This window comes from Streptomyces sp. NPDC030840 (assembly GCF_055572015.1).
On the sequence record NZ_JBVIEE010000003.1, the window covers coordinates 120,690 to 146,773 of the forward strand.

The following is a 26,084-nucleotide window of genomic DNA, read 5'->3' on the forward strand; positions in this document are numbered from 1 at the left end:
GGCCGGCCTCATCCAAGGAGTGACCCACGATGGGACTGACCGCGAAGATCCTCACCCGTGACGGTTGGGCCGTGTCCCACGCGGTCGTCACGCTGATCGACATGACCGGAGCGCAGGTGGTGCGGGCGGCGGCCTGCGAGGAGGGCACGGTGCACGACACCACCGCCCTCACGCCCGGCGCGTACACCGCGATCGTCACGGCCGTCGGCTACGCGCCCTCCGCCTCCACGGCGATCGTCACGGCGAGCGGACGGGCGGAGATCGGCACCGTGACCCTGACCCGCCAGGGCGGCACCGAGCTTCCCCCGCCCGGTCCCTGGACCATCGATCCGGCCCATTCCTCGGTCACCGCCGTCACCCGCCACCTGGGGATCTCCACCATCCACGGCCGTTTCACGGACTTCTCCGGCCGGATCGAGGTGGCCCCCGACGACGTGGCCACGTCCCGTGTGGAGGCCGTCATCACCGCTGCCTCCATCGACACGGGCAACGGGATGCGGGACGACCACCTCCGCTCCCCGGACTTCCTGGACGTCTCGGCCCACCCGACGATCACCTACCGCTCGACCGGCCTCACCCCGGCGGCCGGCCCCGACCAGTGGACGCTCCACGGCGAACTCACGATGCACGGCGTCGCCCGCCCCGTCGACCTCTCCCTCACCTACCTGGGCACCGGCAAGGACGCCTGGGGCGGCATACGAGCCGCCTTCCACGCCACGGCCCAGCTCCACCGCGAGGACTTCGCGATGAACTACAACCAGGTGCTGCAGGCCGGGATCGCCGCGATCGGCACCACCCTCAAGGTGGAACTGGACATCCAGGCGGTCCAGGGCGAGACACTGCCGCAGATGTAGACCTTCCGGAGATGTAGACCTTCCGGAGATGTAGACCTTCCGCAGACGGAGGACTGCCGCAGACGTAGGAACGGCAGGGTCAGGCTCGGCGGGCTCCGAGGGCCTAGGCTGCGACCATGGCACCGAACATCGCGACGAACACCGCCGTCGGCCTCGACGAGCTGCTGGACTTCGTACGCCCGCGCCACCGCGCGATCCTGCTCACCCGCCGCTCCGACGGCAGCCCCCAGGGTTCGCCCCTGACCTGCGGCGTCGACGACTCGGGCCGCATCGTGGTCTCGACCTACCCCGAGCGCGCCAAGACCCGCAACGCCAAGCGCGACCCCCAGGTCAGCCTGATCGTCCTCAGCGACGACTGGGACGGCCCCTGGGTCCAGATCGACGGCACGGCCGAGGTGATCGACTCCCCCGACTCGGTCGAGCCCCTCGTCGAGTACTACCGGAACATCGCGGGCGAGCACCCGGACTGGGACGAGTACCGGGAGGCCATGGTCAAGCAGGGTAAGTCGATCATCCGCGTCACGCCCGTGAAGTGGGGGCCGGTGGCGACGGGCGGGTTCCCCGCGCGGCTTGCTCCGCAGGATTAGCGGGGTAGCGTCTGCCCCGCTGGGGCGGTGGTCGGGTGCGGGTGCGTCGTGGCTGGTCGCTCCCCCACTCTCGGCTTCGCTCGAGCGGGGGGACCCCCTTCGCGGCGGAGCCGCATATCGATACAGCCCCGCGCCCCAGCGGTGGCAAGCCGGCTCGAACTCAGCCGGCCCGTGCCACCCTCGCCTCGATTCCCCCGATCACGATCTCCAGCGCGGTGGAGAAGTCGCGATCGAACATCTCGGCCACCGTGTCGCCGCCACGGGCATCCATGATCGCCTTCGATCCCTCGATGACGTGGCTGATCTCCGGAAGCCGCGTCACCACGGCCATCGCATCGCTGAGGAACTCGTCGCGGCTCACCCCGGCCGCGGCGCAGCGCTCCACGAAGTGCCCCTCGATCGTGCCGAACCCGTACACGAACTGGAAGACCGCCGAGATCGCCCCCGTCTGCTCGGACAGCGGCAGCCCCGTCCGGCGGATCACGCGTTGCACGGCGAAGGAGAACTCCAGGTAGTTCGGCCCGATGTTGAGGAAGGTCCCGGCGAGCGGCGACACCCACGGATGGCGGACCAGCACCGACCGGTAGTCCACGGCGAGCTCCCGCAGCAGATCGCGCCAGTCCGCCGTGGAGTCCTCCTCGTCGCCCGGGATGCGGGCCGGCGTCCGCATCTCACCGAACACCGCGTCGAGGGCCAGTTCCAGCAGATCGTCCTTCGTGTCCACGTACCAGTACACGGACATCGCGGTCACGTTCAGCTCCGCGGCCAGCCGGCGCATCGAGAACTTCGCCAGCCCCTCGGCGTCCAGCAGGGCCGCCGCCGCCGCGGTGATCCGGTCCCGGTCGAGGCCGGAGGGCTGCCCGCCGCGTGCCGTCCCGCCGCGCCGCGCCCTGTCCTCCAGCCAGACACTGGCCCGCGCCGGACGGCGCTTCGCCCCCTCGGCTGCCACCATGGCGCACCTTCCTCGCACTTCAACAGCAGATCACGATGCTAGGCGCCGCGCGCCCCGAAGGGGCGCGTGGCGCTGTCGATATGCGGCTCCGCCGCGATGGGGGTCCCCCCGCTCGAGCGAAGCCGAGAGTGGGGGAGCGATCAACCACATCGAACCCCGCAGCCGCCCAAGCACCGCACGACCCGAGTTCCTAGGCGCCCGCCCTCTCAGCCCTGCGCAGCAGCATCGCCGCGACCACACCCCCGAGCAGCACGGCAATCGCCCCCACCAGCTGACTCGCCGACAAGCCGGAGGCGAACGCGTCGGTGATCCGCGCCCGCTCCCGCGCCGACGACGCCGAGGCCAGCGCCGCCGGCAGCGAACTCGCCGCCACCGGAATCAGCGCCGCGAACCGCGAGTTCAGGACGGCGCCCAGCACCGCGACGCCCAGCCCCTGCCCGAACTCCGCCACCGTGCCGTTGATCCCGGCCCCGGTCCCCGCCTTCTCCGGCGGAATCGCGCTCATGATGGCGTGCGCCATCGCCGGGTTGGCGATCGCCGCGCCCGCGCCGATGAGCAGCAGTCCCAGCAGGGTCCCGGCGTAACCGCCGGAGGCGAGCGTGGCGATCGACGCCAGGCCCGCGGCCATCAGCGTCATGCCCAGGCCGATGGCGGCCGGGTTCCCGAGCCTGGTCGCCCACTTCGCCGCCAGGCCCGAGAAGTTCAGGGCCACGATCGTCAGCGCGAGCGGTGCCGTGCGCAGGCCCGCCTCCAGGGGGCCGTATCCCAGGACGAACTGCATGTGCTGGGTGAGGAGGAAGAGCGAGCCACCCATGCCGAAGGTGATCAGGACCGCACCGGAGACGGCTCCGGTGAACCGGCGGTCCCTGAAGAAGTGCATGTCGAGCATGGGGTACGGGATCCGGCTCTCCCAGTACGCGAACGCCGCCAGCACCACGACCGCGACGGCCGCCGTCACCAGGACGCGGCCCGAGGTCCAGCCGTGCTCGGGACCGGAGATGATCGCGAACACCAGGGAGACCATGCCGACCGTGGACAGCAGGGCACCGAACAGGTCGGGCCGGTCGCCCCGCGGGTTCTTGGACTCGGGGACGAGGACCACGACCGCCACCAGGGCGAGCGCCGCGACCGGCAGGTTGATCAGGAAGATCGCGCCCCACCAGAAGTGGTCCAGCATGAAGCCGCCGAGCAGCGGGCCGCTGGCGAAGCCGAGGGCGTTGACCGCGGCCCAGATGCCGATCGCTTTGGGCTGCTCCTCGGGCGTGAAGATCTGCATCGCGACGGCCAGGGTGGTGGTCATCAGCAGCGCCCCGCCGACGCCCATGCCGGCCCGCGCCGCGATCAGCTGGGCCGTGGAGTCGGCCAGCCCGGCGACCAGCGAGCCCACACCGAACAGGGCCAGGCCCGCGGCCAGCATCTTCTTGCGGCCGTAGCGGTCGGCGGCGCTGCCCAGAGTGAGCAGGAGTCCCGACTGCACCAGCGAGTAGGTGTTGATCATCCACTGGATGTCGGAGGTGGCCGCGCCGAGTTCCCTGGTGAGTGAGGGGATCGCGACGTTCAGGACGGTGTTGTCCAGCACCACGGTGAGCAGCGCGGTCGAGATGACGCCGAGGATCAGCCAGCGCTGGGGGTGCCCTTGTGGGGCGGTCGGGGAGGTCTCGGCGGTCGCCGGCGCCGTCATGGATGGGCCCTTCTACGGTGTACGGGGAGAGTGCCATACAGCGTAGAACGCCTCCCATACGCTGTACAAGGCAGTATCGGCCGTGGCAAAAGGCGGTGGCCCGAGGCGCCATGCCCCGGGCCACCGCCTTGATCAGGGGAACTGTCTCCCCGCCGAACCCCCGGAGGGAACCGTCAGTTGCCGCCGCTCGTCGGCTGCGTCAGGTCGTAGAAGGTCGAGCTGCCCACCGTGACCTCCCTGAAGTTCTCCTGGACCCAGGAGCTGATCTGCGAGGAGGTGCCGTCGCTGTTGCCGCCCATGCCGCCGCGGGTGCCGCTGGAGATGAAGTAGTGGATCTTTCCTTCCTCCACGTACTTCTTGAACTCGGCCAGCGTCGGGGACGGGTCGGTGCCATTGAAGCCGCCGATCGCCATCACCGGCTCGCCGGTGGAGAGCTGGTAGCTCGCGGCGTTCTGGGCACCGATGGCCGCGGCGGCCCAGGTGTAGTCACTGGCGTCCTTCTCCAGCAGTTCCCTGGCCTCGGAGCTGACGGACGCGCCGTTGAGCAGGCCGCCCATGCCGCCACCGCCGCCCACACCGCCCCGGCCGTCCTGCTGGGTCTGGCCGCCGCCGGGGAAGCCACCGCCGTTGCCGGGGAGGCCACCGCCGTTGCCGCCGGTCGGGGGCCGGCCCATCTGACCGTTCTGACCGCCCTGCTGACCGTTCTGCTGGCCCTGCTGGTTCTGGCCGCCCGGGAAGCCGCCGCCACCGCCGGGGCCACCGCCCATGCCGCCACCGCCGCCGGGGCCGCCGCGACCACCCGCGACCGCCGGACCGGCCGTGACGATCGAGCCGGTGTGGCCCTCGTTCAGGGTGGTGAGTGTGTAGGCCGTCGGACCGGCCAGCGCGGCGACGAAGCCGAGTCCGAGGACCCCCATGGTGAGTTGACGGCCGAGCTTGTTGACGAAGATCAGGCCCAGCGCGGCGACGAGACCGCCGACGAGCACCAGCCACTTCAGCCAGGGCAGGTAGTCGGAGGAGCGGTTGAGGAGGACGTACCCCCACACCGCGGTCGCCGTCATCGCGCCCGCCAGCGTCAGCGACGCCCAGGCCCTGCCGCGTTCCTCCCACAGGACGGCCGCGCCCATGCCGATCAGCGGCGCGACGTAGGGGGCGAGGGCGACGGTGTAGTACTCGTGGAAGATCCCCTGCATGAAGGTGAAGATCACCATGGTGATCAGCAGCGAGCCGCCCCAGAGGAGGAAGGCGGAACGGGCCGTGTCGGTTCGCTTGGCCTTCCGCGTCATCCACAGGGCGGCCACCAGCATGATCAGCGCTGCCGGGATCAGCCAGGAGATCTGGCCGCCGATGCTGGAGCTGAACATCCGGTCCCAGCCGGTCTCGCCCCAGTTGCCGCCGCCCCTGCCACCGCCGCCTCCGACGCTGCCGGTCTCCTCGCCGTTGATGCGGCCGAGACCGTTGTAGCCGAAGGTCAGCTCCAGGAAGGAGTTGTTCTGCGAGCCGCCGACGTACGGGCGCGACGACGCCGGCCACAGCTCGACGATCGCCACCCACCAGCCGCCCGCGACGACCACCGCGAGCCCGGCGAGCAGCACCTGGCCGACGCGCTTCTTCCAGCTCGCCGGCGCGAAGACGACGTACACCAGCGCGAGAGGCGGCAGGATCAGGAAGGCCTGCAGGGTCTTGACCAGGAAGGCGAGACCGATCGCGACACCGGCCCACACCAGCCACTTCGTCCGGGCCTTCTCCAGGGCGCGCAGCGTGCAGTAGACCGCGGCGGCCATCAGCAGCGCGAGGGCCGCGTCCGGGTTGTTGAAGCGGAACATCAGGGCGGCGACGGGCGTGAGCGCGAAGACCGCCATGGTGACGAAGCCGGCCGCGGCACTGAACCGGCGCCGCACGGCCCCGTACAGGACGGCCGCCGTGGCGACCGCCATCAGAACCTGCGGGAACAGGATCGCGAAGGAGCTCAGACCGAAGACCCGGACCGACAGGGCCATCGGCCACAGCGAGGCCGGGGGCTTGTCGACCGTGATGGCGTTGGCCGAGTCGAGGGAGCCGAAGAAGAACGCCTTCCAGGACTGGCTGCCGGCCTGGACGGCCGCGGAGTAGAAGGAGTTGGCGTATCCGGAGGCCGTGAGGTTCCAGGTGTAGAGGCCGCCGATCACCAGCAGCGCGAGGAGGAAGGCCGGACGCACCCAGCGGTGGTCCTCGGGGCGGCCCCTCCACAGGCGTCGGCCGAACGGCTGCTTCGGCTCACCGGCGCCGGGGGCGGTCGGGGTGCCGGGGGTCTGCGGAACCACCGGCTCCTGGAGGGCTGTTCTGGTGGGCGGCGCCCAGGCCTGCGCGGCGGGGCTCACCCCGTGCTGGGGTGTCGTGTCGTACTGCGCGGTCATCGTGCGTTCCTCGAATCGTGATCGTGCGGGCGCACCGGCTGCATCGGCGTGGTTGCGTCCCCCCAGGTGCGGTCCGCGGCGTCACCGGCGCGGAACTGGGATGCGGAGTAAGGGGAGTAAGGAGTGGTGACGTACGGCGCGGGGGCCGTCGCGTACGTCGGTGAGGAGGGGGTGTGGGAGGCGGCGACGGTCGAGGACACGGGGGCCTCGTCACGCCGGTCGGGGAACACCCACGCCCGGAAGAGCAGGAACCGCAGCACCGTCGCCGCGAGGTTGGCGGCGATGAGGACCGCCAGTTCCGTGGAGTGGGAGGGGCTGGACGTCGCCGCGTTCAGGGCGGCGAGCGAGCCGCTGGTGAGGGCGAGCCCGATCCCGAACACCACCAGGCCCTGGGCCTGGTGCCGTACGGCTCGGTCCCGGCCGCGGACGCCGAAGGTCAGGCGCCGGTTGGCCGCCGTGTTGGCGATCGCCGAGACGAGCAGGGCGAGCGCGTTGGCGAACTGCGAGCCCATGAAGGGACGGAAACCGCTGTAGAGCAGGAGATAGAAGAGGGTCGACATGCCGCCCACGACACAGAACCCGACGAGTTGGCGGGCGAGGCCGCGCGGCACGTCCTTGATCTCCCCGTCGCGGGGGTCGTCCCCGAAGGGCCGGGCGAGCCGGTCCAGCGGCAGCGAGCCGGTGGCCAGGGCCCTGCCCACCCGCCACACGCCCTTGAGGTCGTCGGTCGCGGTCCTCACGATGTGGACGGTCGAGTCCGGGTCGTCGACCCAGTCGACCGGCACCTCGTGGATCCGCAGGCCCGCGCGCTCGGCGAGGACCAGCATCTCGGTGTCGAAGAACCAGCCGGTGTCCTCCACCAGCGGCAGCAGCACCTGCGCGACGTCACGGCGTATCGCCTTGAAGCCGCATTGGGCGTCCGAGAAGCGGGCCTGCAGCGAGCCGCGGAGGATCAGGTTGTACACGCGGCTGATGAACTCCCGCTTGGGGCCGCGCACCACCCTGCTGCTGCGGCTGAGCCGGGAGCCGATCGCCAGGTCGGAGTGGCCCGAGATCAGCGGCGCCACCAGCGGCAGCAGCGCGTTGAGGTCGGTGGACAGGTCCACGTCCATGTAGGCGAGGACCGGCGCGTCGGACGCGGACCACACCGTCCGCAGGGCCCGCCCGCGCCCCTTCTGCTCCAGCCGGAAGGACATGACCTCCGGGAGCTCCGCCTCCAGCCGCGCGGCCACCAGCGGGGTGGTGTCCGTCGACGCGTTGTCCGCGATCGTGATGCGGAACGCGTACGGGAAGGTGCGCGCCAGGTGCTCGTGCAGTCTGCGGACGCACGGCTGGAGGTCCTTCTCCTCGTTGTAGACGGGGATCACTACGTCCAGGACAGGCGTACCGGCGTCTCCGGCCGGGAGGTGCTCCCGCGCCGGCAGGTTGCCGGGAGAAGAGTCGGTTCGCATGGGAACGACTCTCGTCAGGCCCCCTGTCGTGCCCATGTGGTGGTGCTGTGCTGTGCCTGTGAGTCCGATTCCCAGTTCGTCGCCTGGTCGAGCGAGGGCATGGGCCGGGCAAGGGCAGGCAGGTGAACCGTGAAGACGGTCCGCCCGGGAACGCTGTCGACGGTCACGGCACCGCCGTGCGCGGTCGCCACGGCCTGCACGATGGCGAGGCCCAGACCGGTCGACCCGGAGGCGCGGGAGCGCGAGGAGTCGCCGCGCGCGAACCGTTCGAAGACGTGCGGCAGCAGAGACTCCGGGATGCCCTGCCCGTCGTCCTCGACGTCCACGCACATCCACGGCCCGCGCCGCTGCACGCGCGCGGTGACGGTCGTCCCCGGTGGGGTGTGCGTACGGGCGTTCGCGAGCAGGTTGACGAGGACCTGTTGGAGGCGTGCGGCGTCGGCCGGCACGAGCGCGGGCTCGTCGGGCAGGTCGAGCCGCCAGTTGTGCCGGCGTCCGGCGGCCCGGGCGTCGCTGATGGTGTCCACGACGAGCGGGATGAGGTCGGTCTGCTCGAACTGCAGGGGCCGGCCCGCGTCGAGCCGCGCGAGCAGCAGCAGATCCTCGACGAGCAGCGTCATACGGCCCGACTCGGACTCGATCCGCCCGAGCGCGTGCCGGGTATCGGGCCCGATCTCCTCTCTCCCTCGCCTGGTCAGCTCGGCGTAGCCCCGGATGGAGGCGAGCGGCGTCCGCAGCTCATGACTGGCGTCCGCGACGAACTGCCGTACGCGCGTCTCGCTCTGCTGACGTGCGTGCAGGGCGCTGTGGACGTGGTCGAGCATGCGGTTGAGCGCCGCGCCGACCTGCCCGACCTCCGTGTGGGGGTCGGTCTCGGACTCGGGGACCCGCTCGTTGAGGGTGACCTCGCCGGTGTGCAGGGGCAGTTCGGAGACGCGGGTCGCGGTGTGGGCCACCTTGCGCAGGGGACGCAGGGCGACACCGACCATGACGGCCCCGGCGATACCGGCGGCCACGAGACCGGCGGCGGTGACGCTGACTTCTACGAGGATGAGGGTGTTGATGGTCTCGGTGACGGACGTGGTGGGCATGGCGACGTAGAAGTCGCCCTTCGGGCCCTTCGTGTACTTCACACGGTACTCACCCAGGCCTGTGAGGGTGATCGTGTGCATGCCCCGGTCGCGTGGGACCTTGGCGAGTTCGTCCTTCTGCGTCTCGGTGAGAGCGATGGCCGCGGATTCGCCGTTGAACGTGTTCGTCGACTCCGCGCTGCGGAGCGCACTCGAGATCTGACCGTTCTCGACCACGGCGCCGATCGTGCCGAGCTCCTGCGGGCCCTTGGTGACGAAGTCGAGCGGTTCTTCGGGCCTCTGGAAGTTCGGGTCCTTGGCCATCTCCGGCGGACCACCTGCGCGCTTCGCGACCTCCGACACCGTGTCGTTCAGCTGCTCGTTCAGGCGCTGCTGCATCGCTATGGTCGTCACCGTGCCGATCACGGCGGCCACCACCGCGATCAGCGCCACCGCGGAGACGACAAGTCGCGTGCGCAGCGTACGCGGCCGGCTCACTCGCCCCTGTCCCTGCGTACGCGACCGTCGTCGTCCGCTCATGACACCGCGGGCTTGATCAGGTAGCCGGCCCCGCGCCGGGTGTGGATCATCGGCTCGCGCCCGGCGTCGATCTTCCGGCGCAGGTACGAGATGTAGAGCTCGACGACGTTGGCCTGGCCACCGAAGTCGTACGACCACACGCGGTCGAGGATCTGCGCCTTGCTGAGCACGCGCCGCGGGTTGCGCATCAGGAAACGCAGCAGCTCGAACTCGGTGGCGGTCAGGTGGATGTTCTCCCCGCCCCGCGACACCTCGTGGCTGTCCTCGTCGAGCGTGAGGTCACCCACGACGAGCACGGAGTCGGAACGCCGGTCCGCCGCACCCGAACGCCGGATGAGCCCGCGCAGCCGGGCGACGACCTCTTCAAGGCTGAACGGCTTGGTGACGTAGTCGTCACCGCCGGCGGTGAGCCCGGCGATACGGTCCTCCACCGCGTCCTTGGCGGTCAGGAAGAGCACCGGCACGTCCGGCAGCTCACGGCGCAGCCGCCCGAGAACGGCCAGGCCGTCCATGTCCGGCAGCATCATGTCGAGGACGACGGCGTCGGGCCGGAACTCGCGAGCGGTCTGCACCGCCCCCTGTCCGTCCCCCGCGCTGCGGATCTGCCAGCCTTCGTAACGAAGGGCCATGGACAGCAGTTCGGTGATCGACAGCTCGTCGTCCACCACAAGCACTCGGACGGGGCTCCCGTCCGGCCTCAGCAGTTCGGTGCGCCCCTGGGGCGAGGTCGTGGTCATGCCGGAAACCATGGCGCCCCGCTCTGAGAGCACCCTTTCGGCAACCTGTGATTTCCCTGAGAAACTCACAGGCGTCTCTCAGGCAGCCCCTGGGGACCGCTCGTTCCGCCTCCCCTCCCCGATGCGCTGTCCATTCGCCGCCATACCGAGCTGACCAGTCCTTTCGCCCTGCTGGTGCGTCCTGCCGGGACTCCGCCGCGTGCGACACCGGCATCCTGTGCTTCTGCTGGGTGAACCCGATCCCCGGACACAGCATCCTCAGACGGCACTCACTGCTCGCCCGTCCCGTCGGGTCGGGACGGGCCGGGGCGGGCCGAGGTCAGCCGCCGAGCCGACCTTCGGCCGGACCGTCAGAAAAGCCCGTCCTGAACACCTCCCCCGTTCCTCCTCACCTCCCGTACCGGCACTCCGAGGACCCCTTCTTCCCCCGCCTCCACCGCCACCAGCTCCCACCCCGTCGTCAGCCGCGTGTCGAGGACGACGACCCCGCGCCCGGTGGCCAGATGCAGATCGGGCCCGGCGGCGGCGAGGACCACACCGCCCACGGTCCCGCCCGCGACGAGCTCGCTCACCACCGCGTCGGCGCCCGGCAGACCGTCCAGCCCGAACACCTCCGCGTGGTCGACCGTCCGGCACGGCAACCGCTCCAACGACTCCGGCCAGCCGTCGAGTGCCACCGCCCGCGCGTGCAGCTCCGCCACCTCCGCCGCCCGCTCCCCGGCCGCGGGCAACGCGGCCCGTACGACCCGCTTGTCGGCGTACGGAATCCGGTCCGGCACCCCGAGCGCGGCCCGCAGAACCTCCTCCGCCCGCCGAGCCGCCATCAACGGCCCGCGCCCCAGCAGGCTGAAGCAGACGGCCCCCTGCTCCAGCAGTCGTGCGGCCCCCCGCTCGACCGCGGTGATTCCCACCTTCACCATGCCGGGCCCGAACCACGCGAGGTACACGTGGTACGGCCGCGGATCGTCCGCGATGGTGTCCGCGGCGACGGAGTGCGCCCGATCCAGCCGCGCACACTCCTCACACCGCGCGCCAGTGCTCCGCCCCGACACCCCCGCCCGTGTGGGGCACCCGTGCCCCCGTGCTCCCACACACGTGCGCACACCCCCTGTCACCACCCCAAAGGCCACCTTCTTCCCCCGTGGCAGAGCACTCCCGCGCCCGCCTTCCCACACCAGTACGGGCTCCACGCCGACCCACCGCAGACCCGCGCATCTCCACGCCTGTGCCATCACCCACGAGACTACGTGCTGCCACTGACAATGCGCCTGACCTGGGTAAATGGCCTCACGGAACGGCTGTCCGGGCCCAGAGCGCGATCAGCCGACGACCTCGACGCTCCCCGGGGTGCTCCCGTCGGCGGCCCCGGAGCCCGGGAGCGGCGACGCCTCAGCGGGCACGACGACGACCACGGCTTCCTTCGGCACATCCTTCGGCCCCCGTCCGGCCAGCCGGCATCCCACGCACCCGGGATGGCCCTTCCGGGCGGAGAGGTCCCGTACCCGCATCCCCCACTGGTCCGCGGGCCGCACCCCAGGCGGTTTGCCCCACCCCGCCAGATGCAGCACCCACGTGACGATCACACTCGCCCCGACGACGGCGACCCCGCCCCCCAGCCCCACCGCGTTCCCCGTACACATGCCGACCCCTGCCACCGCCGCGCCGGCAGTGGCGATCCCGAACCCGGTCCACCCCGCGACCGTGTGCCCTTCGTCGTACTGGTGCGCGCCCACGATGTACCGCCCCCTCCGCGTCGACCCTTTAGAATCCCTCGGCCCCTCACTACCTAAGAGATTAATAACATAAACCTCTCACGCACTAAGAGAAATGCCGAGGAACCGCCATGCAGGGCAAGCCGCGACCGCCCGCCACCCCCGAGCAGACCCTGTCCGCGATGGACCACCTGATCGCGACGAGCATGATCGGCCAGCAGGAAATGGCCCAGCGCCTGGGCCTGACCGTCACGGACCTCACCTGCTTCGCGTACGTCCTGGAGGCAGGCGACGACCTGCTCACCGCCGGCGACCTGGCAGCCCGGGCGAACGTCACGACGGGCGCGGTGACCGGCGTCCTCAACCGCCTCGAACGCGCCGGCTACGTCACCCGCCGCCCCGACCCGGAGGACCGCCGCCGTGTCCGCGTGGCCGCCACCGCCTGCGCCGCCGAAGAGGTCCAGGCCCTCTACGCACCGTTCTACGCCCGCCTCGCGGAGGTGTTCGCCGACTACTCCCCGGACGAGATCGCCGTCCTGCACGACTGGTTCACCCGCACGGGCAGTGTGCTGAAGCAGTACCTGGCAGAGCTGCGCGAGGGTCGGTGACGCCCGTGACGCCCCGCGGCGCGCCGGGGCTCGCCGCCGGGGATCAGTGGACGCGGTCAGGGGAGCTCAGGCACCGGTCTTCTGCTGTGGGGGACGGTAGGCGGTGAAGGGCGGCGTGGACGTACGGTGCCGGCGGACGGTCTTGCGGGGCGGACGGGTCAGGGTGATCTGGCGGACGAGCTGCTGGAAGCAGGCGAGGGCGGCGAGAGAGGGAAGAGCCGCGGTCGCCACACCGGTGATGGTCCTGGGCGCCTCGGCGATGCACAGGAGCATGGCGATGCCCGAGAAGAAGAGCACGACGGACCAGGAGTGCGCGGCACGACGCCGATGGAGAGCGGCCCGCAGAATGGACAAAGTGGCCACCGTCCAGGGGCCGTAGACAAGCAAGGGCCACAAAGCTCCGGCTCCATACGCGGCATGGGGGCCGGGAAGACGGCGGAGCGGATCGTACGTGATCACCCCGCCGAGCACGCTGACCATCGAAACGACGACAGCCGCAATGGCGACGATCAGATAACTGGTCTTCTGCAGCGCACTGAGCGTGGGTTTTCGCGGTGCGACACGGCGATGGCCGGGCACCGGACGCACGCGCGTCAGTTCGTCGCTGACCTGCGCCAAACCGGCGAGACGTTCGGCCGCGGGAATTTCCTCGCCGGATTCGCCCGCGGCCGGTTCCGGGGGAAATACACCGCTCTCGGCCGCCGCCTGATCCCGCAGCAGATACGCGAGTTCCTCCGCCGGATCCCATGACGCGTCCAGAGGGGCGAACGGTGGAAAGGGCTGCTGCACGGGCGCCGGGGAGGAACTCTCGTAATCCGTGTACGGCCACGCCCGCACGCCCGGCTCGAGGTGGGCCCCACCGATCCCATGGCCGCTGTACGTCTCAGACATGGCGGCTCTTCCCCGCCCAGCCACGATGATGTGAGCCGACCGGTTCCCCGGTCCACAGGCGCTCGAACTCGTTCTGAATCGCGCCCATCTCCGCCAGGAAACCCTCAAGGACAGTGGACGAGTACAGCAATTCAATGCGATTACCGCGAAAACTCAGGTAGGCGTTCGTGTCCGGGGCGGACGTCGGTCGCGGTGTGAAGGTCCACCCTCCCTTCAAGAGCACACGCGCATGGAGACGGGAATCCGCGCTGCTTGAAGAACCCCATGGCGCCGGAGAGGACGTTGCTGCAGTCATACCCCTCCAACGCGGGACACAATGCTGCAGATGCGTGGCAATCAGGTGATGGGGTTGGGCCATACAGGCGTTTCACGGGAAGGAAAGGCCGGTTCCGCATGGCGCAGCGCCACTGATGTGATCTTGGGTGTTAGTGGGACGGTTCTGGTCGACAGGGACGACAGGCCGAGGTCCGTCGGGGAAGATGCGCGTCGCCCGGTGTCAGCAGGAAGGGAGCGGTCCGTGAAGAGGCTGCGGCGAGCGTTCCTGGAGTTCGAACCGACGCCACGGCGGTACCGAGCCTCCCCCCAGGGTGCAGGTGTTACTGGCCCGGCATCCCGTGGCCACCGGAGTAGTGGCCGGCGCCGTGAATGGACTGCTGCTCGCCTGGGTGCTCTCCGCCTTCGGCGATCTGGTGCTCATGGTGCAGGCGATGCTGTGGGGGCTGGGTGCCGGGCTGTTCTTCTGGCTCGTGTGCCGGCTCGAACGCCGGCGCCAGGCTCACTACGAACGCACCGGAGGGTGGCAGTCGGCTCCGCCGTCCGCCGCCGCACAGGACGCGCCGCCCCTGTGGTTCGAGGGCGTCCATTGGATCAGCGTCTGGTCGATCTGCACAGCGGTCCTGTGGCTCGGTGGCCGACTGAGCGATCCGCACCGCAGCTGGCTCTGGAGCGCGATCTTCGCCGGGTTCGTAGTCGTCGGGGGCTGGGTCGCCCGACTGCTCCGGGAGCGCAGACAGCGCCGCCCTCCTTCTCGGCGACCGGGCCGGGGGTGACACGAATCGAGTCCGCGCCGGTTCTCGCGTGGGCAGGCAGGGGGGCCGAGATGGGCGCGCTGACACGCTCTCAGGTCACGGCGATCACCAGCGAGGTTTCCCGGAAGGCTGTGCGCCGCCGCTGTACGGCCCGAAAACGCCAGAGGCCCCGGATCTCTCCGGGGCCTCTGGCCTGTGCGCACTCGGCAGGATTCGAACCTGCAACCTTCTGATCCGTAGGATCGGGCACCCCGCCGTGAGGAGTGCCGGCGGCCTCCTACACCGATCGCCTAGCTAAGCGATCATACGCCTCTGTGTGCCGTCGTTGCCGTCAGAGCTGCCGTCAACTCCGAGCGGTGGCGTTGCCGCAATGACGGTGCCTGAGAGGTCGACTCATCCCAGCACAGTGGCGATGGCGAGGGCGATTCGCTCGATCCAGTCGATCGCGTCGGTAACGTCGGCGTCGGAGATGGGGCGGCGACGCTTGAGGTCGCCGTCCAGCAGGTCCGCGTCGTGGGCGATCCTGTTGCGGCGATCGGTGATCGAGTTGTACTTCTGCTTCAGTGTCTGCGCGTTCATGGACGTACGGCCGTGGTTCCACTCGTTGAGCTGGACGGCGGCCTTGGCCCAGATGTCCTCTTCCGTCACCAGCTTCAGCGCCTCGCTGATCTTGCGAGGGTTCTGCAGTGCCGCGTTGCCCCACTTCGCCTTGACATGCTCAGAGACGGCGTCGGCGAGCGTGGTCGTGCCGCGCCGGACTTCCTCCACCTTGACCAAAGGCAGCTCGAACTTCGTTAACTGGTAGGGCATTCCGGGACCGTCCTCTGCGGCCAGCTCGGCCACGCGCCGGTACAGCTCCTCGTGGAACCAGTGGTCGATGGCGCTGACGGCCTGTACCCAGGCGGCCCGGTAGAAGTCGCCGATGTCGATGACCGGGGACTGGAAGGCAGCCAGGCTCTTGCCCGCCACGATCATTTTCCGGGCGTACTCGAGGTTGGTCAGGAACGCCCGGAACTCGCGTGTCTGCGGATGTGCGGCCGACATGGAACTCCCCCGTCTCGCTGGACTGAGAATCAGGATTCCGGCGGGACGGGGGAGGGGCAACCCAGTTGTGGATCAACCACTCTCAGTTGGCTCAATTGCGTCGGTGTCGGCCGATACCTCACCACCGAGGGCCTCGGCGATGGCCGCGAACTCGCTCAGCGCGGCCTGCAAGTCCTCGACGATCTCCTGGGCGATCACCTCGGGCGGCAGAAGGCTGTCGGCGTCGTCGAGCGCCGGATCCTTCATCCACGTGATGTCGAGATTCACCTTGTCGCGAGCGATGAGCTCGTCGTAGTCGAAGGACTTGAAACGCTCCGACTCCACCCGCTCGCTGCGCGGCCTGCCGGGCAGGTACGCCTCGACGAACTCGTCGAGAGCCGCACGGGTCAGCGGGTGTTGCTTAAGCGTGAAGTGCTTGGCGGTGCGGAAGTCGTAGACCCAGAGCTTCGAGGTGTTGTGGGCACCCCCGCTGCGGGGCGGCTTCTTCTCGAAAAACAGGACGTTGGCCTTCACGCCGCCCGCATAGAAGATGCCGGTGGGCAGGCGCAAGATCGTGTGCAGATCGAACTCGTCGAGCAGGCGTCGGCGCACCTTCTCGCCCGCGCCACCTTCGAAGAGCACATTATCCGGAAGGACCACGGCCGCTCGGCCGTTCATCTCCAGCAGCGACATGATGTGTTGGAGGAAGTTGAGCTGCTTGTTGGTGGTGGTAGCGCGGAAGTCGTCCCGCTCGTATGAGATGTCTTCCTTCTCGGCCTTGCCGTCTGTGCCGACGATCGTGATCGCAGACTTCTTACCGAAGGGCGGGTTGGCGAGCACGAGCGACGCATGACGGTCAGGCTTGTCGGCGAGAGCGTCGCCCACGGTGATGAGGGACTTGCCATCAGCGTCACCGATGCCGTGCAACAGCATGTTCATGGCGGCCAAGCGGGCAGTGCCTGTGACCAACTCATTGCCCCAGATCTTGCCGGACCCGAGCTCGAGCCGCTGCTCCCGTGACAGGTGCTGTATGTGGCGCCTGCGGATGTAGCTGTGCGCGGCGATCAGGAAGCCGCCGGTACCGCAGGCGGGGTCGGTGATCGTGTCCTCGGGCCTCGGCTGCATCACGTCGACCATCGCATCGATGAGTGCGCGCGGCGTGAAGTACTGGCCAGCACCCGTCTTGGTGTCCTCGGCACCCCTGGCGAGCAGACCCTCGTAGGCGTCACCCTTCAGGTCCGTCCCTTGGATCGTCCAGTCCTCCTTGCCGATCAGATCGATGACCAGCTTTTCGAGGAGGGCGGGCTCGGTGATTCGGTTCTGGGACTTGGCGAAGATGGTGCCGAGGGTGGTGCCGGGCTTCTTGGCAAGCTCTTCGAGGATCTTGCGGTAGTGGACTTCGAGGTCGATGCCCTTGAGGCGGGCGAGGGACTGCCAGTCGTACTGGGGGGGTACAACGGCCTTTGCCTCCTGCTCAGTGAAAGGATCGGAGGCGATCTCGTCGGCCATCTTGAGGAAGAGCAGGTATGAGAGCTGCTCAACGTACTCGATGGTGGACAGCCCGTTGTCCCGCAGGACATTGCAGTAGTTCCAGAGCTTGGCGACCAGCGTGTTGGTCTGCGCGTGTGCCAAGGCGAGGGATGCGGGGGTCACAGCGGAAGCTCCTGCTGAACGGCGGCGACGGGGGACGGAGATGAGGAAGCGGGGGGCGGGGGTGGGGTGTCTGGGGCGGCCGTCTTGTGGACGCGGCGTGCGGCCCCCCTGGACTTGGCTCCCTGCGCCTCGCGCTCGCTGCGGATGCGGTCGAGAAGTACGGAAGCGGGCTCGTCGGCGGGGTCCTGGGAGACGAGCTGTCCGGAGAATGCATGGCTTAGCAGAGACCGTCGAAGGTGCGCGGAACGCTTCAGCGCGCGCTGGGCGATGCTTGCTGTTCGTTCGACGGTTTCGCGCCATTCATGCAATTCTGCGAGCAACCTGAGCTGTTCACCGTGGGGTGGCACGGGGATTGGGAAGGCCGCCAGTTTAGTTCCGTTCACGTTTGCCTGCCCTACCTGCTGAGCAGCGACAGAATTGATGTAGCGTCGCCCCTCAGGACTGTTGATGCACAGGTTCACCCATTCTGGCTCGATACCTTGGGCGAGCTGGCAGCGAATCAGATACGAGGCGAAGGTAGCAGGGCCCTTCATGGAACGATAAACGGCCGCCTTGCCGACCAACTCCGCACTATTCGTGCGATTGAAAAGAAGGTCGCCATCACTAAGCGCTAGCTTTGATGTGTCGAGATGGTCGGCAGGCAGGTATTTCAGGTTTTCGAAATTCAGGCGGCCATCCTGAATATTCCCCATGCGCAAAACGGGTACATCCGTGGCGGCCGGATGGGCATGGGCCTTGGCGGATGTCCCGTACTCGATCTTGCGGGCTAGTGATCCGAGCGGCTGCACGGCCCAGTGTGCGGGCACGCGTGCATGCGGGCTGAGTTTCGCAGGCTCTGGGGCACTCCGACGCCTCCCCTTTGTTGCCTGAGAGACTTCAGCCTCGACTCTCCCGAGAAGGACGTCAACCGGTTCGTCATTGTCACTCTGGGCAGCGAATTCTCCGTTCATTGCCCTCTCGAGAGCGGACTTCTGAAGAGACTTGGCGCGGACTTGCGCAGTATTGAGATCCTGTTCCCCTGCATCAAGGCGGGAGAGGTGGGATTCGAGGGCCTCGACGATTCGATACTGCTCCGCGATCGGCGGCAAAGGAACCGGGATCGAAGCCATTGACGACTTTGTGAGTTTTAGGCGAGTTGTCCCATTTGCGTAGCCCTCATAGTCAAAGCTGTTCAGATAATGGACCACGAAACGGCTGAGCGTGACACCCTCACGCACTCGCAGGACATGTGCATGATTATTTACCCATGAGGGACCTGAAATTCTGTATGCCTTGGATTTGTGGCCGTCGAAGAATTGCACACCGTCTTCGCCGAGGAGCACCAACTCCTCGTTGAATAGCGCGGTATCGATCCAGCCGACCTGTCCAGTGGCTCCGTAGTAGGGAACTCTTCCAGGGCGCTGTGCCCGTTCCTTTGCACTGACCGGAACTCGCTGATGGTCGAGTACCTCAACGATCTCGTCAAGGCGGGCCCAAACCCACCCCACCGGAAGCTCCACGTCACTCAACCCGCTCAAGCCAACTCTCGATTCAGCTCACTCAACAACGACCGAACATCCCGCCCCGGAAACGCATGAGCGAACCCCCGCCCCCCGCCCTTCCCCTTAAAGGGCTCGGCGTTGAACTCCGCTGTACTAATTCCGACGTCGCTCGCCACTACGTCCCGTATGGACCGCAGCCACCACAGCTGCTCCTTCGAGAAGTCCGCTCCCGCCTGTTGCTGCTTGAGAAGCCACCCCTCGAAGCGCTCCTCCACCGTCTCACGGTAGGGACGCAACTCCTCATCCACCCCAAGCTCGTACCGTATGAGCGAGATCAGGTCAGGGACGCCCGCCTCCCGGCCGCCGTCGGAGTGGGCCGCCGCGCCCAGGTCCTCGTAGTACGTCCACAGCACCTGCGGTGTCCACGCGTATTGCGGGCGGCGGATCTCCAGTGCCAGTTCCTTCAACGCGGCGTACGTCTCCGCAGGAGAAACCGACCGGGGGCTCGTCAGCGCGATACTGACCGCCGCGATGCGGTCACGCTCATCCTTCAGGAGCTGGCTCCAGCGGCCGACCTCTTCCCGGGCCCGCTCCTCGCGCGGGATCTCGTCGAGGTCCGTCACCTCGACGGCTGTGAACTCGTCGAAGAGGTAGTCCTTGTCCCGCCGGATCTCGATGATGTGGCGTCGCAGATCGGGATAATCCGTCAGCGGTGCGATCGCGTCCTCCACGAGCCGCCTGGCCGCCGCCTGGCCGCCCTCTTCCAGCGCACGCTCCTGCCGGTCCGGGTCCACTGCCTTCACGATGGCGCCAGCGATCTCCGACAGGGTGCGGCCACCCGACGCCCGCGTCAGTTGCTCGCGTTCCTCGTCCGTCAGCTGCTGGTTGAGCCGGGCCAGTCGTCCCGCAAGAATCTCGGCCTCACCAGTACTGATCGACTTCGTACTAGCCTTGTCCAGCAGCTTGGCCAGCGAGACCTGCCGCTCGCCCGCTGGCACCAGTGGCTTGGCATCCACCAGCGGGGAGTCCGTCACGCCGACCGCGTCGACGAGTACGAACCGGTCTTTGCGGACTGATACGTCCGCGTCCGGCGTGACTTCCTGGAGCTCGGTCGCGTCGATGGTGCGGGCGCCGCGGCCCTTCATCTGCTCGAAGAGGACGGCGCTGCGCACCTCGCGCAGGAAGATCACGCACTCCAGGGCCTTCACGTCCGTACCGGTCGCGATCATGTCGACGGTGACGGCAACCCGCATCCGGGGCGACGTCCGCAGGGCGCGGATCAGCTCGTCCGGGTCCTCACCGGCCTGGCGGCTCTTGTACGTGATCTTCTTCGCGAAGTCGTCGCCGCGCCCGAAGACCTCTTTGACCTGGGCGAGGACATCTTCGGCATGGTCTTCGCCGACCGCGAAGATAAGGGTCTTCGGCAGTTCACTCCGGCCAGGGAACCAGCGCCGCCAGTTGTCCCGGTACGCGGTCAACACCGCTCGGATCTCGTCCACCGTCACCACCGAGCGGCCGATCTGCCCGGTCGTGTAGGTGAAGTCGTCGTCCAGTTCCTGGTAGCGCTGCCGACGCGTCTTGCGGTCTTTGACCCGTACCGTCGTCCCCGACTCGATGGTCGCAGCGCCCTTCTCCCGCAGGTCGGTGCGCATTCGGACGACGTCAAAGTCGACGTTCACCCCGTCCGCGACGGCCTGCGGATAGGTGTACTCGGACACCAGGTTGCGACCGAAGAAGCCGAGGGTCTGGAGTGTTGGGGTGGCGGTCAGGCCGACCAGGTGTGCGTCGAAGTACTCCAGCACGCCCCGCCACAGGCCGTAGATCGAGCGGTGACACTCGTCCACGATGATCAGGTCGAAGGACTCGATCGGGACCTTCGGGTTATAGGAGACCTCGATAGGCAGGTCCGTCGCGTACGTGTCCTCAAACGCCGTGCTGTCCGAGGCATCGTCCGCCTGCTCGTCATTGACGAGAGTCTCGCCGCGCAACAGCGAGTACATCTTCTGGATTGTGCAGATGACCACCGACGAGGTGCCTTGGAGGCCGGCCGCCCCGAGCCGGTCGACGTTGTAGATGTCGGACAGCTTGCGGCCGTCGTCTGGTGTCGTGAACTTGCGGAACTCGTCGTACGCCTGCCTGCCCAGGTTGTTGCGGTCGACGAGGAACAGGACCCGGCGCGCCTTGGCGTGCTTGAGCAGCCGGTAGGTCTGTGCCACGGCGGTAAAGGTCTTACCCGCACCCGTCGCCATCTGGATCAGTGCCCGCGATCGGTCCTCGCCCAGGGACTTTTCGAGGCCGCTGATGGCATCGATCTGGGCGAGACGCAGCCCATTCGGCTCCAGTACGGGCATTCGACGCAGGGCAGCCCGAAACGTCGGGGCAGCCGGTGTCTCGTCGGCGCGACGCATCCAAGCGGCCACCGTCTCGGGGCGGTGGAAGGAGAACACCTCGCGGGATCGGGCATCGGGGTCGAGGCGGTTAATGAAGTAGGTCTCGGTGCCGGTCGTCGCGTAGCGGAACGCGAACGGCTCCGTCTCCCGCCACACGGTGAGCCGGTACTCCTTGAGGACACCGGCCGCGTACCGGTCGTTCTGCTCCACGGCGCTGGAGAGGTGGTCGCCCTCCCGCTTGGCCTCGATCACACCGACGATCCTGCCGTCGACATACAGGACGTAGTCCGCGCGGCCGGTGGCCAGCGTGAACTCACGTACAGCCACGCCCTGGCTCTCTCCCGGGTTGACCTGGTCGCGGTTCTGGACGACCCAACCCGCCGCCTGCAGCATCTCGTCAATGGCCTCGCGGGCCTGCACCTCGTTGAGTGCGGCGGGCCGCTGGGCGCGGTGGATGATCGCTTCGCGCCGCTTGGCGTCGACCGTGCGCGGCTGCCTGCGAGCGGCCTCGTACTTAGCCTGCTGGGTGGCGCGCAGCTCCTCGATTTGGGTGCTCAACTGCTCGACCTGTGCGAGCAGTTCAGTCTTGTTGGCGTCGGCGCTGGCGATCAGGTTCTCGGCCTCGGCCCGCGCCCTACGCTCGGCTTCCAGCGCGTCGCTGGCCTCGGCGAGCCGCATGCGGGCCTGCGTGAGCGCCTGGCGGTGGCCGTCGAGGGCCTCGCGCAGCTCGGCCAGCTCGGCCGGGTCCGTGATCTGAGCGCTGTCACCGGGGTCCGTGGGCGGCACGAACTCGGCGACGGTCCGCCGGCCGTCGATGGCATCGTGGAACCAGAGGCCGAGCCGGTAGCAGATCCGCACGGCGGCCAGAGCCCGCGCCGTGTCGAAGAGGTGGCTGTGGGCGGCCTTGTTCCGGTCGCGGCGCAGCCGGTCGAAGTCGTCGCGGATCTCCGGAACGAGGACTCCGGCCCTGGTCAGAGCGGTCAGCCGGTCGATCTGCCGGTCGCCCTCGATCCGCATCCCGATACGGGCGACCAGTTCCTCGGCGAGGACTTCGCCGAACTGGCCCGCCTGGACCAGGGAGGAATTGGGGTTCGTGAACACGGTCGCTTCGGCGGAAGCCCCGTACAAGCAGAGCAGCGGCTGGTGCAGATACAGCAACCCAAAGTTGGGTGAGCCCTTCGCGAAGTCGCGAAGCCGGTCGTCCATGCTGCCCTACCCCCCGCTATCCCGCCTTACCAAGGTGGCTCTAGCTTACGCAGCGGCATGTGGGGCGGGCTGAATATCGTCGGAGATCTATACCTACGAGGTCAGCCGAGATAGGGCTGCTCACGGTGCTCCAAGAAGTGACGGATCCGGAGGCGCTGCGTGTGGTGCATCGGTAGCTGATCGATCTCCTTCGGCTGAACGAACCGCAGCTCCGTGGACTCATCCGAGATCGCGAGCCGGCCCCCGACCACACGGGCGGTGAAGCAGACGTTGAACTGCCTGCGCACCTCACCGTCCGAGTAGGCGATGACGTGGCGAGGGTCGGTGTACGTGCCTACAAGCCCAGTGATCTCTACGTCCAGACCGGTTTCTTCCTTCACCTCGCGGACGGCCGTTCCTGGGAGTGAATCGGTCATCTCCATGCCGCCGCCAGGTAGCGCCCAAAGATCGTTATCCCTGCGGCGCTGAAGGAGTACGCGCCCTTCGTCGTCGGTGACCACGGCGGACGCGGCGACCACCAGGTTGTTCGGCTCCGGTGCCGCTGGGTCGTCGTAGTACTCGGTCCGTGCCATGGTCACCCTTCTCGTACCGGCGTCGCGGTTTCCCACACCGCGTCGAAGCTGCTGGCGTAGGTGTCGAACATGCCGCCCTCACCGCTGCGACGGAGATGCCACACGGGAGCACCGTAAGCGTTCACGCCCCAGACATGGGCATTGACCAGTGCCTGGTCATCCGCACGATAGATCGAGTTGTAGAGCGTGGTGGCATGGGTTCGAACCTCGATGCCAGGTACCCCGGCAAGCGGGCGGTAGTGCAAGAGGGCGAGTCGGCAACGGGACTCGATCCCGTGGCCGAACCTCTCCTCCGCGCCGCGCTGTTGGACATTCGTACTGTCCGGGTCGCCAATCGCGATACGGACCGCGCACCCGTCGTCCGCTCGCTCTCGCAACAAGTCGTTGAGCCGCGGGTACGCCTCGTGCAGGAAGACGGCGGCGTACACCAGCACGTCGATGTGCTCGCGCGCCTGGGTCAGCATGTCCACGAAGGTGGACACGGGGATGTCCGCCCGCTGATCGTAGAGAGCCACAAGTTCCGGACTGACAGCGCGGGCAGGGCGTGCCTGCCGGAGCGCGGGCCATAGAGCGTGCACGTCTTCTCCTAGTATTTCCGCTGCCAGCATGGCCGTGGCCCGGCGCGGCGTACGCCCCAGATTGACCCATCGTTCAACGGACTTGGGGTCGACTTCGACCTTGTCCGCAAGGGCGGCGTAAGTCCAGCCGCCGACCGCCATGGCAGCACGTAACCTCTCGTTCGGCATCCCAATCTCTCCTAACAGCCGGGGACGGCACTAGGGACGTTCTACCCGACGCGGGACGTCCCGAAGTGGGGTTTGTCGGAGGTTCCGACGTCCTGATGAGCGGCAGGATCCTCGTCCGCATGGCGAGCAACCAGCAGACCAGACCAGGCATCGGTGAACTGGCGAAGGACACTGCCAGTGGACGTATCGGCGTCGTCATGGGCGAGGTCGGCGCCCGGGTGCAGATAAGGCCGGTCGGCGGCGGCGTCGAGTGGGATGCCCTGCCGGACAACGTGGTGGCCCCGACCGCGCGGGAAGAACTGAGCGCCCGCCTGGCCATCAAGAACGGCAACAGCCGGGACGGCCTGTGATGCGCGCCATCGGCCGGTATGCCGGGGTCCTGTTCATCATCATGATCAGCGGATCGTGTGGCCTGGTGATCGGCATGGCCCTCGGCACTAGCCAGTAGACCGGCCGCCCCGAACGGGGTGCCACCTTCCCTGGCTCCCCTTTCCCCGTTCGGGGTCGGCCTTCCATCCCTCGGTCGCCATAGGCCGTGCCTCGGCGACCGATGCGGGCGCAAGTGCCAGAGCACAGCGACACTCAAGGAGTATTCGCATGACGGCAACGGCCAACGATCAGAAGACCGGTCGCGCGGTGGCTGGTGAGGAACTGTTCGACAGCCTCACCCACTTCGTGATCGTCCACAACGGGCAGTCCCGCGAACGGGCCGAGCGGATCGCGGACCAGGCGGTGGCCTTCGTGGTCACCGCCGCGACCGCGACCGTCCCCATGGTCCCGTCCGACGACGTGGACCTCGGTCTGCACGCACTCATCCTGCACACGAAGGAGTACGCCGCGCTCTGCGACCGGTACGCGGGCCGCTTCCTCCACCACAACCCCATGCCGGGTGGAGGGCCCCGTGACCCTAAGAAGGTCGCCGCATCCGCACACGCGATGAAGGCGGCCGGGTTCATGGTCTTCGACGACCTCTGGACCGTGGACGGCACGAACCTCGCGCAGTGCGACGCGGACTGCGGCCGTCCGTACGGTCAGGCGTAGCGACACGACACCAGCGACGCGGCCGGCCTCGATGCGGGGTCGGCCGCGCCGCCCGGAAGGAGAACAGACGTTGTCCGGGACACCCCCTGAACTGCCGATCGTCGTGCTCGACGCACTGATGCCCAAGGATCAGCGCCTGGTCGTCAATCGTCGGGGCTCGATGGTCTGGGAGGTCGAGAGCCATCGGGGGCAGTACGCCGTGAAGGTCGGTTACCCGATCGAGGCCACGGCCGGCTGGCCCGCACAGCCTTGGACGGCACTTGCCCCCGCGCGCGAAGGGGCCGTGCTGTACCGACTCGGCCTCGATGACTTCGCGTATGGCGAATGGGAGCTGGGCACCTGGAACTTCCAGCCGTGGCGCGAAGGGCCCGACCTGTACGAGCTGTGGAAGCCCTGTCGTGAGCCGGACTCTCGTACGGAACCTCATACCAGCGCGGCCCTCGGCTGCGTAGAGGCGCTGGCCGAGCTACATGGCAAGGGCTGGGCCCACGGTGACGTGCAGCCCGCACACTTCATCATCGGCCCGGATCGCACGCACCTCATCGACCTGGCCTTGGCGCGCGGCGGACACGTCCCCGAGGGGTACGACTTCCCGTTCCGCGGCTGCCTCGTCCACTACGAGGCGCCGGAGATCGCGCGCAGCGTGCTTGCGACCGGAGAGGCGCAGCCTACGCAGGAAGCGGACATCTATGCGCTCGGCGCGTCCCTGCTCATTTCCGCCACGGGCTGGCGGGCCGTCGAGTACCCGGACGACGCACCGCGCCCCGAGCAGAGACAAGCCGTCGCGAGTGGCAAGCGCCGGCCTGTGAAGGTGCATGGCGAGCTGGGCGAACTGATCGACGCCATGCTCAGTCCGGCGCCCGAGGACAGGCCCACGATCTACGAGGTCGGTAAGACCCTGAGCTGAGCCGTAGATCCACAAGCAGAAGACCGGACCACCCCCCGCCTGGACAGCATTCAGGGTGGCCCGGTCGCGGAATCCCTGGTCAGGACCCCGGTGCCGATGGTACCGGGGCGGTTGGCGTGCTCGTGTGCGGGTGCTGGAACCCCTGTTCCTCGTTGTCGAGTTGGAGAGGAGTTCTGACCTGAGCCACCGAAAGTCAGCCACGACGGCGGGTGCGCCGAACGAGCACCCGTCACGTGTGTTTCCAGCAACCACCCGCCGGCCTCGACCACGCTTCTTCAATGCGTCACGGTCCTCGGTCCCATTCCGGCCAGAGCGTTGTCAGCGCTGCATGACGCATGGGCACTGCCTGCGGCTCTGCGACCCATCCGGCTTGGAACGATGGCCGGTTGGGCGGTGTGGTCACGCTTGGTCGGCGTCGGCCTGGTCCTGGTGCTCGGGGAGGTCGGGTTTCCTCCTGGCCTGGTCGACCGCCTCGGCGGTGCTGCGCGCTGAGCGGCGGGGGGCCGCCGGAGCGGTGGCGGAGACAGGTAGCGGCGGCGGCCACGGGCCGCCAGCGCG

General features: G+C 68.3%; 22 protein-coding genes. 7 read left to right on the forward strand and 15 right to left on the reverse strand.

Annotated features, from left to right (window positions below; all coding sequences use genetic code 11):
* The first annotated feature begins 29 nt into the window (after positions 1–29).
* Together ACZ49J_RS07820 and ACZ49J_RS07825 are read left to right on the forward strand one after the other, a co-directional pair.
* Complete coding sequence (locus ACZ49J_RS07820) at positions 30–854, forward strand: YceI family protein (protein ID WP_467446613.1); 825 nt, start codon at positions 30–32, stop codon at positions 852–854.
* 116 nt (positions 855–970) lie between these two features.
* A complete protein-coding gene (locus ACZ49J_RS07825; protein WP_467446614.1) occupies positions 971–1,441 on the forward strand; it encodes a PPOX class F420-dependent oxidoreductase in 471 nt (156 codons plus the stop codon).
* A 160-nt stretch (positions 1,442–1,601) separates the two neighbouring features.
* Here ACZ49J_RS07825 and ACZ49J_RS07830 read toward each other — a convergent pair whose 3' ends face one another.
* The 8 genes from ACZ49J_RS07830 to ACZ49J_RS07865 form a co-directional block, all read right to left on the reverse strand.
* The gene (locus tag ACZ49J_RS07830; protein ID WP_467446615.1) at positions 1,602–2,393 is read right to left on the reverse strand and encodes a TetR/AcrR family transcriptional regulator C-terminal domain-containing protein; all 792 of its coding nucleotides are present in this window, start codon (positions 2,391–2,393) and stop codon (positions 1,602–1,604) included.
* Positions 2,394–2,583: 190 nt separating this feature from the next.
* A complete protein-coding gene (locus ACZ49J_RS07835) occupies positions 2,584–4,074 on the reverse strand; it encodes an MFS transporter (protein ID WP_467446616.1) in 1,491 nt (496 codons plus the stop codon).
* A gap of 173 nt (positions 4,075–4,247) precedes the next feature.
* Entirely contained in the window at positions 4,248–6,470 is a 2,223-nt protein-coding gene (locus ACZ49J_RS07840) for an ArnT family glycosyltransferase (RefSeq protein WP_467446617.1), read from the reverse strand.
* Positions 6,467–7,921, reverse strand: a complete 1,455-nt coding sequence (locus ACZ49J_RS07845; protein WP_467446618.1) for a bifunctional glycosyltransferase family 2/GtrA family protein — start codon at positions 7,919–7,921, stop codon at positions 6,467–6,469. Before ACZ49J_RS07845 ends, ACZ49J_RS07840 begins: the two co-directional genes overlap by 4 nt.
* 14 nt (positions 7,922–7,935) lie before the next feature.
* A complete protein-coding gene (locus ACZ49J_RS07850; RefSeq protein WP_467446620.1) occupies positions 7,936–9,531 on the reverse strand; it encodes a sensor histidine kinase in 1,596 nt (531 codons plus the stop codon).
* Positions 9,528–10,268, reverse strand: coding sequence for a response regulator transcription factor (locus ACZ49J_RS07855; RefSeq protein ID WP_467446621.1), 741 nt, complete (start codon positions 10,266–10,268; stop codon positions 9,528–9,530). Before ACZ49J_RS07855 ends, ACZ49J_RS07850 begins: the two co-directional genes overlap by 4 nt.
* Before the next feature lie 350 nt (positions 10,269–10,618).
* Complete coding sequence (locus ACZ49J_RS07860; RefSeq protein WP_467446622.1) at positions 10,619–11,500, reverse strand: DUF2797 domain-containing protein; 882 nt, start codon at positions 11,498–11,500, stop codon at positions 10,619–10,621.
* A gap of 87 nt (positions 11,501–11,587) precedes the next feature.
* Positions 11,588–12,001, reverse strand: a complete 414-nt coding sequence (locus tag ACZ49J_RS07865) for an HGxxPAAW family protein (protein WP_467446623.1) — start codon at positions 11,999–12,001, stop codon at positions 11,588–11,590.
* Positions 12,002–12,111: 110 nt separating this feature from the next.
* Between ACZ49J_RS07865 and ACZ49J_RS07870 the strand changes: the two genes are divergently transcribed.
* Positions 12,112–12,588: a MarR family winged helix-turn-helix transcriptional regulator gene (locus tag ACZ49J_RS07870; protein ID WP_467446624.1), complete on the forward strand. Its 477-nt coding sequence runs from the start codon at positions 12,112–12,114 to the stop codon at positions 12,586–12,588.
* A 66-nt stretch (positions 12,589–12,654) separates the two neighbouring features.
* Here ACZ49J_RS07870 and ACZ49J_RS07875 read toward each other — a convergent pair whose 3' ends face one another.
* Positions 12,655–13,479, reverse strand: coding sequence for a DUF2637 domain-containing protein (locus tag ACZ49J_RS07875; protein WP_467446625.1), 825 nt, complete (start codon positions 13,477–13,479; stop codon positions 12,655–12,657).
* 587 nt (positions 13,480–14,066) lie between these two features.
* On the opposite strand from ACZ49J_RS07875, the gene ACZ49J_RS07880 reads away from it, so the two are divergent.
* The gene (locus ACZ49J_RS07880; protein ID WP_467446626.1) at positions 14,067–14,528 is read left to right on the forward strand and encodes a hypothetical protein; all 462 of its coding nucleotides are present in this window, start codon (positions 14,067–14,069) and stop codon (positions 14,526–14,528) included.
* Positions 14,529–14,900: 372 nt separating this feature from the next.
* Here ACZ49J_RS07880 and ACZ49J_RS07885 read toward each other — a convergent pair whose 3' ends face one another.
* The 6 genes from ACZ49J_RS07885 to ACZ49J_RS07910 all read right to left on the reverse strand — a co-directional run bounded on the left by ACZ49J_RS07885 (position 14,901) and on the right by ACZ49J_RS07910 (position 23,578).
* Complete coding sequence (locus ACZ49J_RS07885) at positions 14,901–15,551, reverse strand: hypothetical protein (RefSeq protein WP_467446627.1); 651 nt, start codon at positions 15,549–15,551, stop codon at positions 14,901–14,903.
* A gap of 72 nt (positions 15,552–15,623) precedes the next feature.
* The gene (locus ACZ49J_RS07890; RefSeq protein ID WP_467446628.1) at positions 15,624–17,183 is read right to left on the reverse strand and encodes a type I restriction-modification system subunit M; all 1,560 of its coding nucleotides are present in this window, start codon (positions 17,181–17,183) and stop codon (positions 15,624–15,626) included.
* Complete coding sequence (locus ACZ49J_RS07895) at positions 17,180–18,682, reverse strand: restriction endonuclease subunit S (RefSeq protein WP_467447184.1); 1,503 nt, start codon at positions 18,680–18,682, stop codon at positions 17,180–17,182. The genes ACZ49J_RS07890 and ACZ49J_RS07895 overlap by 4 nt, the downstream gene beginning before the upstream one ends.
* 14 nt (positions 18,683–18,696) lie before the next feature.
* On the reverse strand, positions 18,697–22,260 hold the full coding sequence (locus ACZ49J_RS07900; RefSeq protein WP_467446629.1) for a DEAD/DEAH box helicase family protein: 3,564 nt from the start codon (positions 22,258–22,260) through the stop codon (positions 18,697–18,699).
* A 101-nt stretch (positions 22,261–22,361) separates the two neighbouring features.
* A complete protein-coding gene (locus ACZ49J_RS07905) occupies positions 22,362–22,832 on the reverse strand; it encodes an NUDIX domain-containing protein (protein WP_467446630.1) in 471 nt (156 codons plus the stop codon).
* Between the two features lie 2 nt (positions 22,833–22,834).
* On the reverse strand, positions 22,835–23,578 hold the full coding sequence (locus tag ACZ49J_RS07910) for an XRE family transcriptional regulator (RefSeq protein ID WP_467446631.1): 744 nt from the start codon (positions 23,576–23,578) through the stop codon (positions 22,835–22,837).
* A 95-nt stretch (positions 23,579–23,673) separates the two neighbouring features.
* Here ACZ49J_RS07910 and ACZ49J_RS07915 point away from each other — a divergent pair, with 95 nt between their 5' ends.
* The 3 genes from ACZ49J_RS07915 (at position 23,674) to ACZ49J_RS07925 (ending at position 25,526) form a co-directional block, all read left to right on the forward strand.
* Positions 23,674–23,928: a hypothetical protein gene (locus ACZ49J_RS07915; protein ID WP_467446632.1), complete on the forward strand. Its 255-nt coding sequence runs from the start codon at positions 23,674–23,676 to the stop codon at positions 23,926–23,928.
* A 247-nt stretch (positions 23,929–24,175) separates the two neighbouring features.
* Positions 24,176–24,619, forward strand: coding sequence for a glycine-rich domain-containing protein (locus ACZ49J_RS07920; protein ID WP_189818398.1), 444 nt, complete (start codon positions 24,176–24,178; stop codon positions 24,617–24,619).
* Positions 24,620–24,689: 70 nt separating this feature from the next.
* Positions 24,690–25,526 carry a protein kinase domain-containing protein gene (locus tag ACZ49J_RS07925; RefSeq protein ID WP_467446633.1) on the forward strand — a complete coding sequence of 279 codons (837 nt, stop codon included), beginning with the start codon at positions 24,690–24,692 and terminating at the stop codon, positions 25,524–25,526.
* The last annotated feature ends 558 nt before the right edge of the window (positions 25,527–26,084 follow it).

Coding starts and splice junctions, on each gene's coding strand:
- ACZ49J_RS07820 (WP_467446613.1), top strand. CDS start 30: ATGGGACTGACCGCGAAGATCCTCACCCGTGACGGTTGGGCCGTGTCC.
- ACZ49J_RS07825 (WP_467446614.1), top strand. CDS start 971: ATGGCACCGAACATCGCGACGAACACCGCCGTCGGCCTCGACGAGCTG.
- ACZ49J_RS07830 (WP_467446615.1), bottom strand. CDS start 2,393: ATGGTGGCAGCCGAGGGGGCGAAGCGCCGTCCGGCGCGGGCCAGTGTC.
- ACZ49J_RS07835 (WP_467446616.1), bottom strand. CDS start 4,074: ATGACGGCGCCGGCGACCGCCGAGACCTCCCCGACCGCCCCACAAGGG.
- ACZ49J_RS07840 (WP_467446617.1), bottom strand. CDS start 6,470: ATGACCGCGCAGTACGACACGACACCCCAGCACGGGGTGAGCCCCGCC.
- ACZ49J_RS07845 (WP_467446618.1), bottom strand. CDS start 7,921: ATGCGAACCGACTCTTCTCCCGGCAACCTGCCGGCGCGGGAGCACCTC.
- ACZ49J_RS07850 (WP_467446620.1), bottom strand. CDS start 9,531: ATGAGCGGACGACGACGGTCGCGTACGCAGGGACAGGGGCGAGTGAGC.
- ACZ49J_RS07855 (WP_467446621.1), bottom strand. CDS start 10,268: ATGACCACGACCTCGCCCCAGGGGCGCACCGAACTGCTGAGGCCGGAC.
- ACZ49J_RS07860 (WP_467446622.1), bottom strand. CDS start 11,500: ATGGCACAGGCGTGGAGATGCGCGGGTCTGCGGTGGGTCGGCGTGGAG.
- ACZ49J_RS07870 (WP_467446624.1), top strand. CDS start 12,112: ATGCAGGGCAAGCCGCGACCGCCCGCCACCCCCGAGCAGACCCTGTCC.
- ACZ49J_RS07875 (WP_467446625.1), bottom strand. CDS start 13,479: ATGTCTGAGACGTACAGCGGCCATGGGATCGGTGGGGCCCACCTCGAG.
- ACZ49J_RS07885 (WP_467446627.1), bottom strand. CDS start 15,551: ATGTCGGCCGCACATCCGCAGACACGCGAGTTCCGGGCGTTCCTGACC.
- ACZ49J_RS07900 (WP_467446629.1), bottom strand. CDS start 22,260: ATGGACGACCGGCTTCGCGACTTCGCGAAGGGCTCACCCAACTTTGGG.
- ACZ49J_RS07905 (WP_467446630.1), bottom strand. CDS start 22,832: ATGGCACGGACCGAGTACTACGACGACCCAGCGGCACCGGAGCCGAAC.
- ACZ49J_RS07910 (WP_467446631.1), bottom strand. CDS start 23,578: ATGCCGAACGAGAGGTTACGTGCTGCCATGGCGGTCGGCGGCTGGACT.
- ACZ49J_RS07915 (WP_467446632.1), top strand. CDS start 23,674: ATGAGCGGCAGGATCCTCGTCCGCATGGCGAGCAACCAGCAGACCAGA.
- ACZ49J_RS07920 (WP_189818398.1), top strand. CDS start 24,176: ATGACGGCAACGGCCAACGATCAGAAGACCGGTCGCGCGGTGGCTGGT.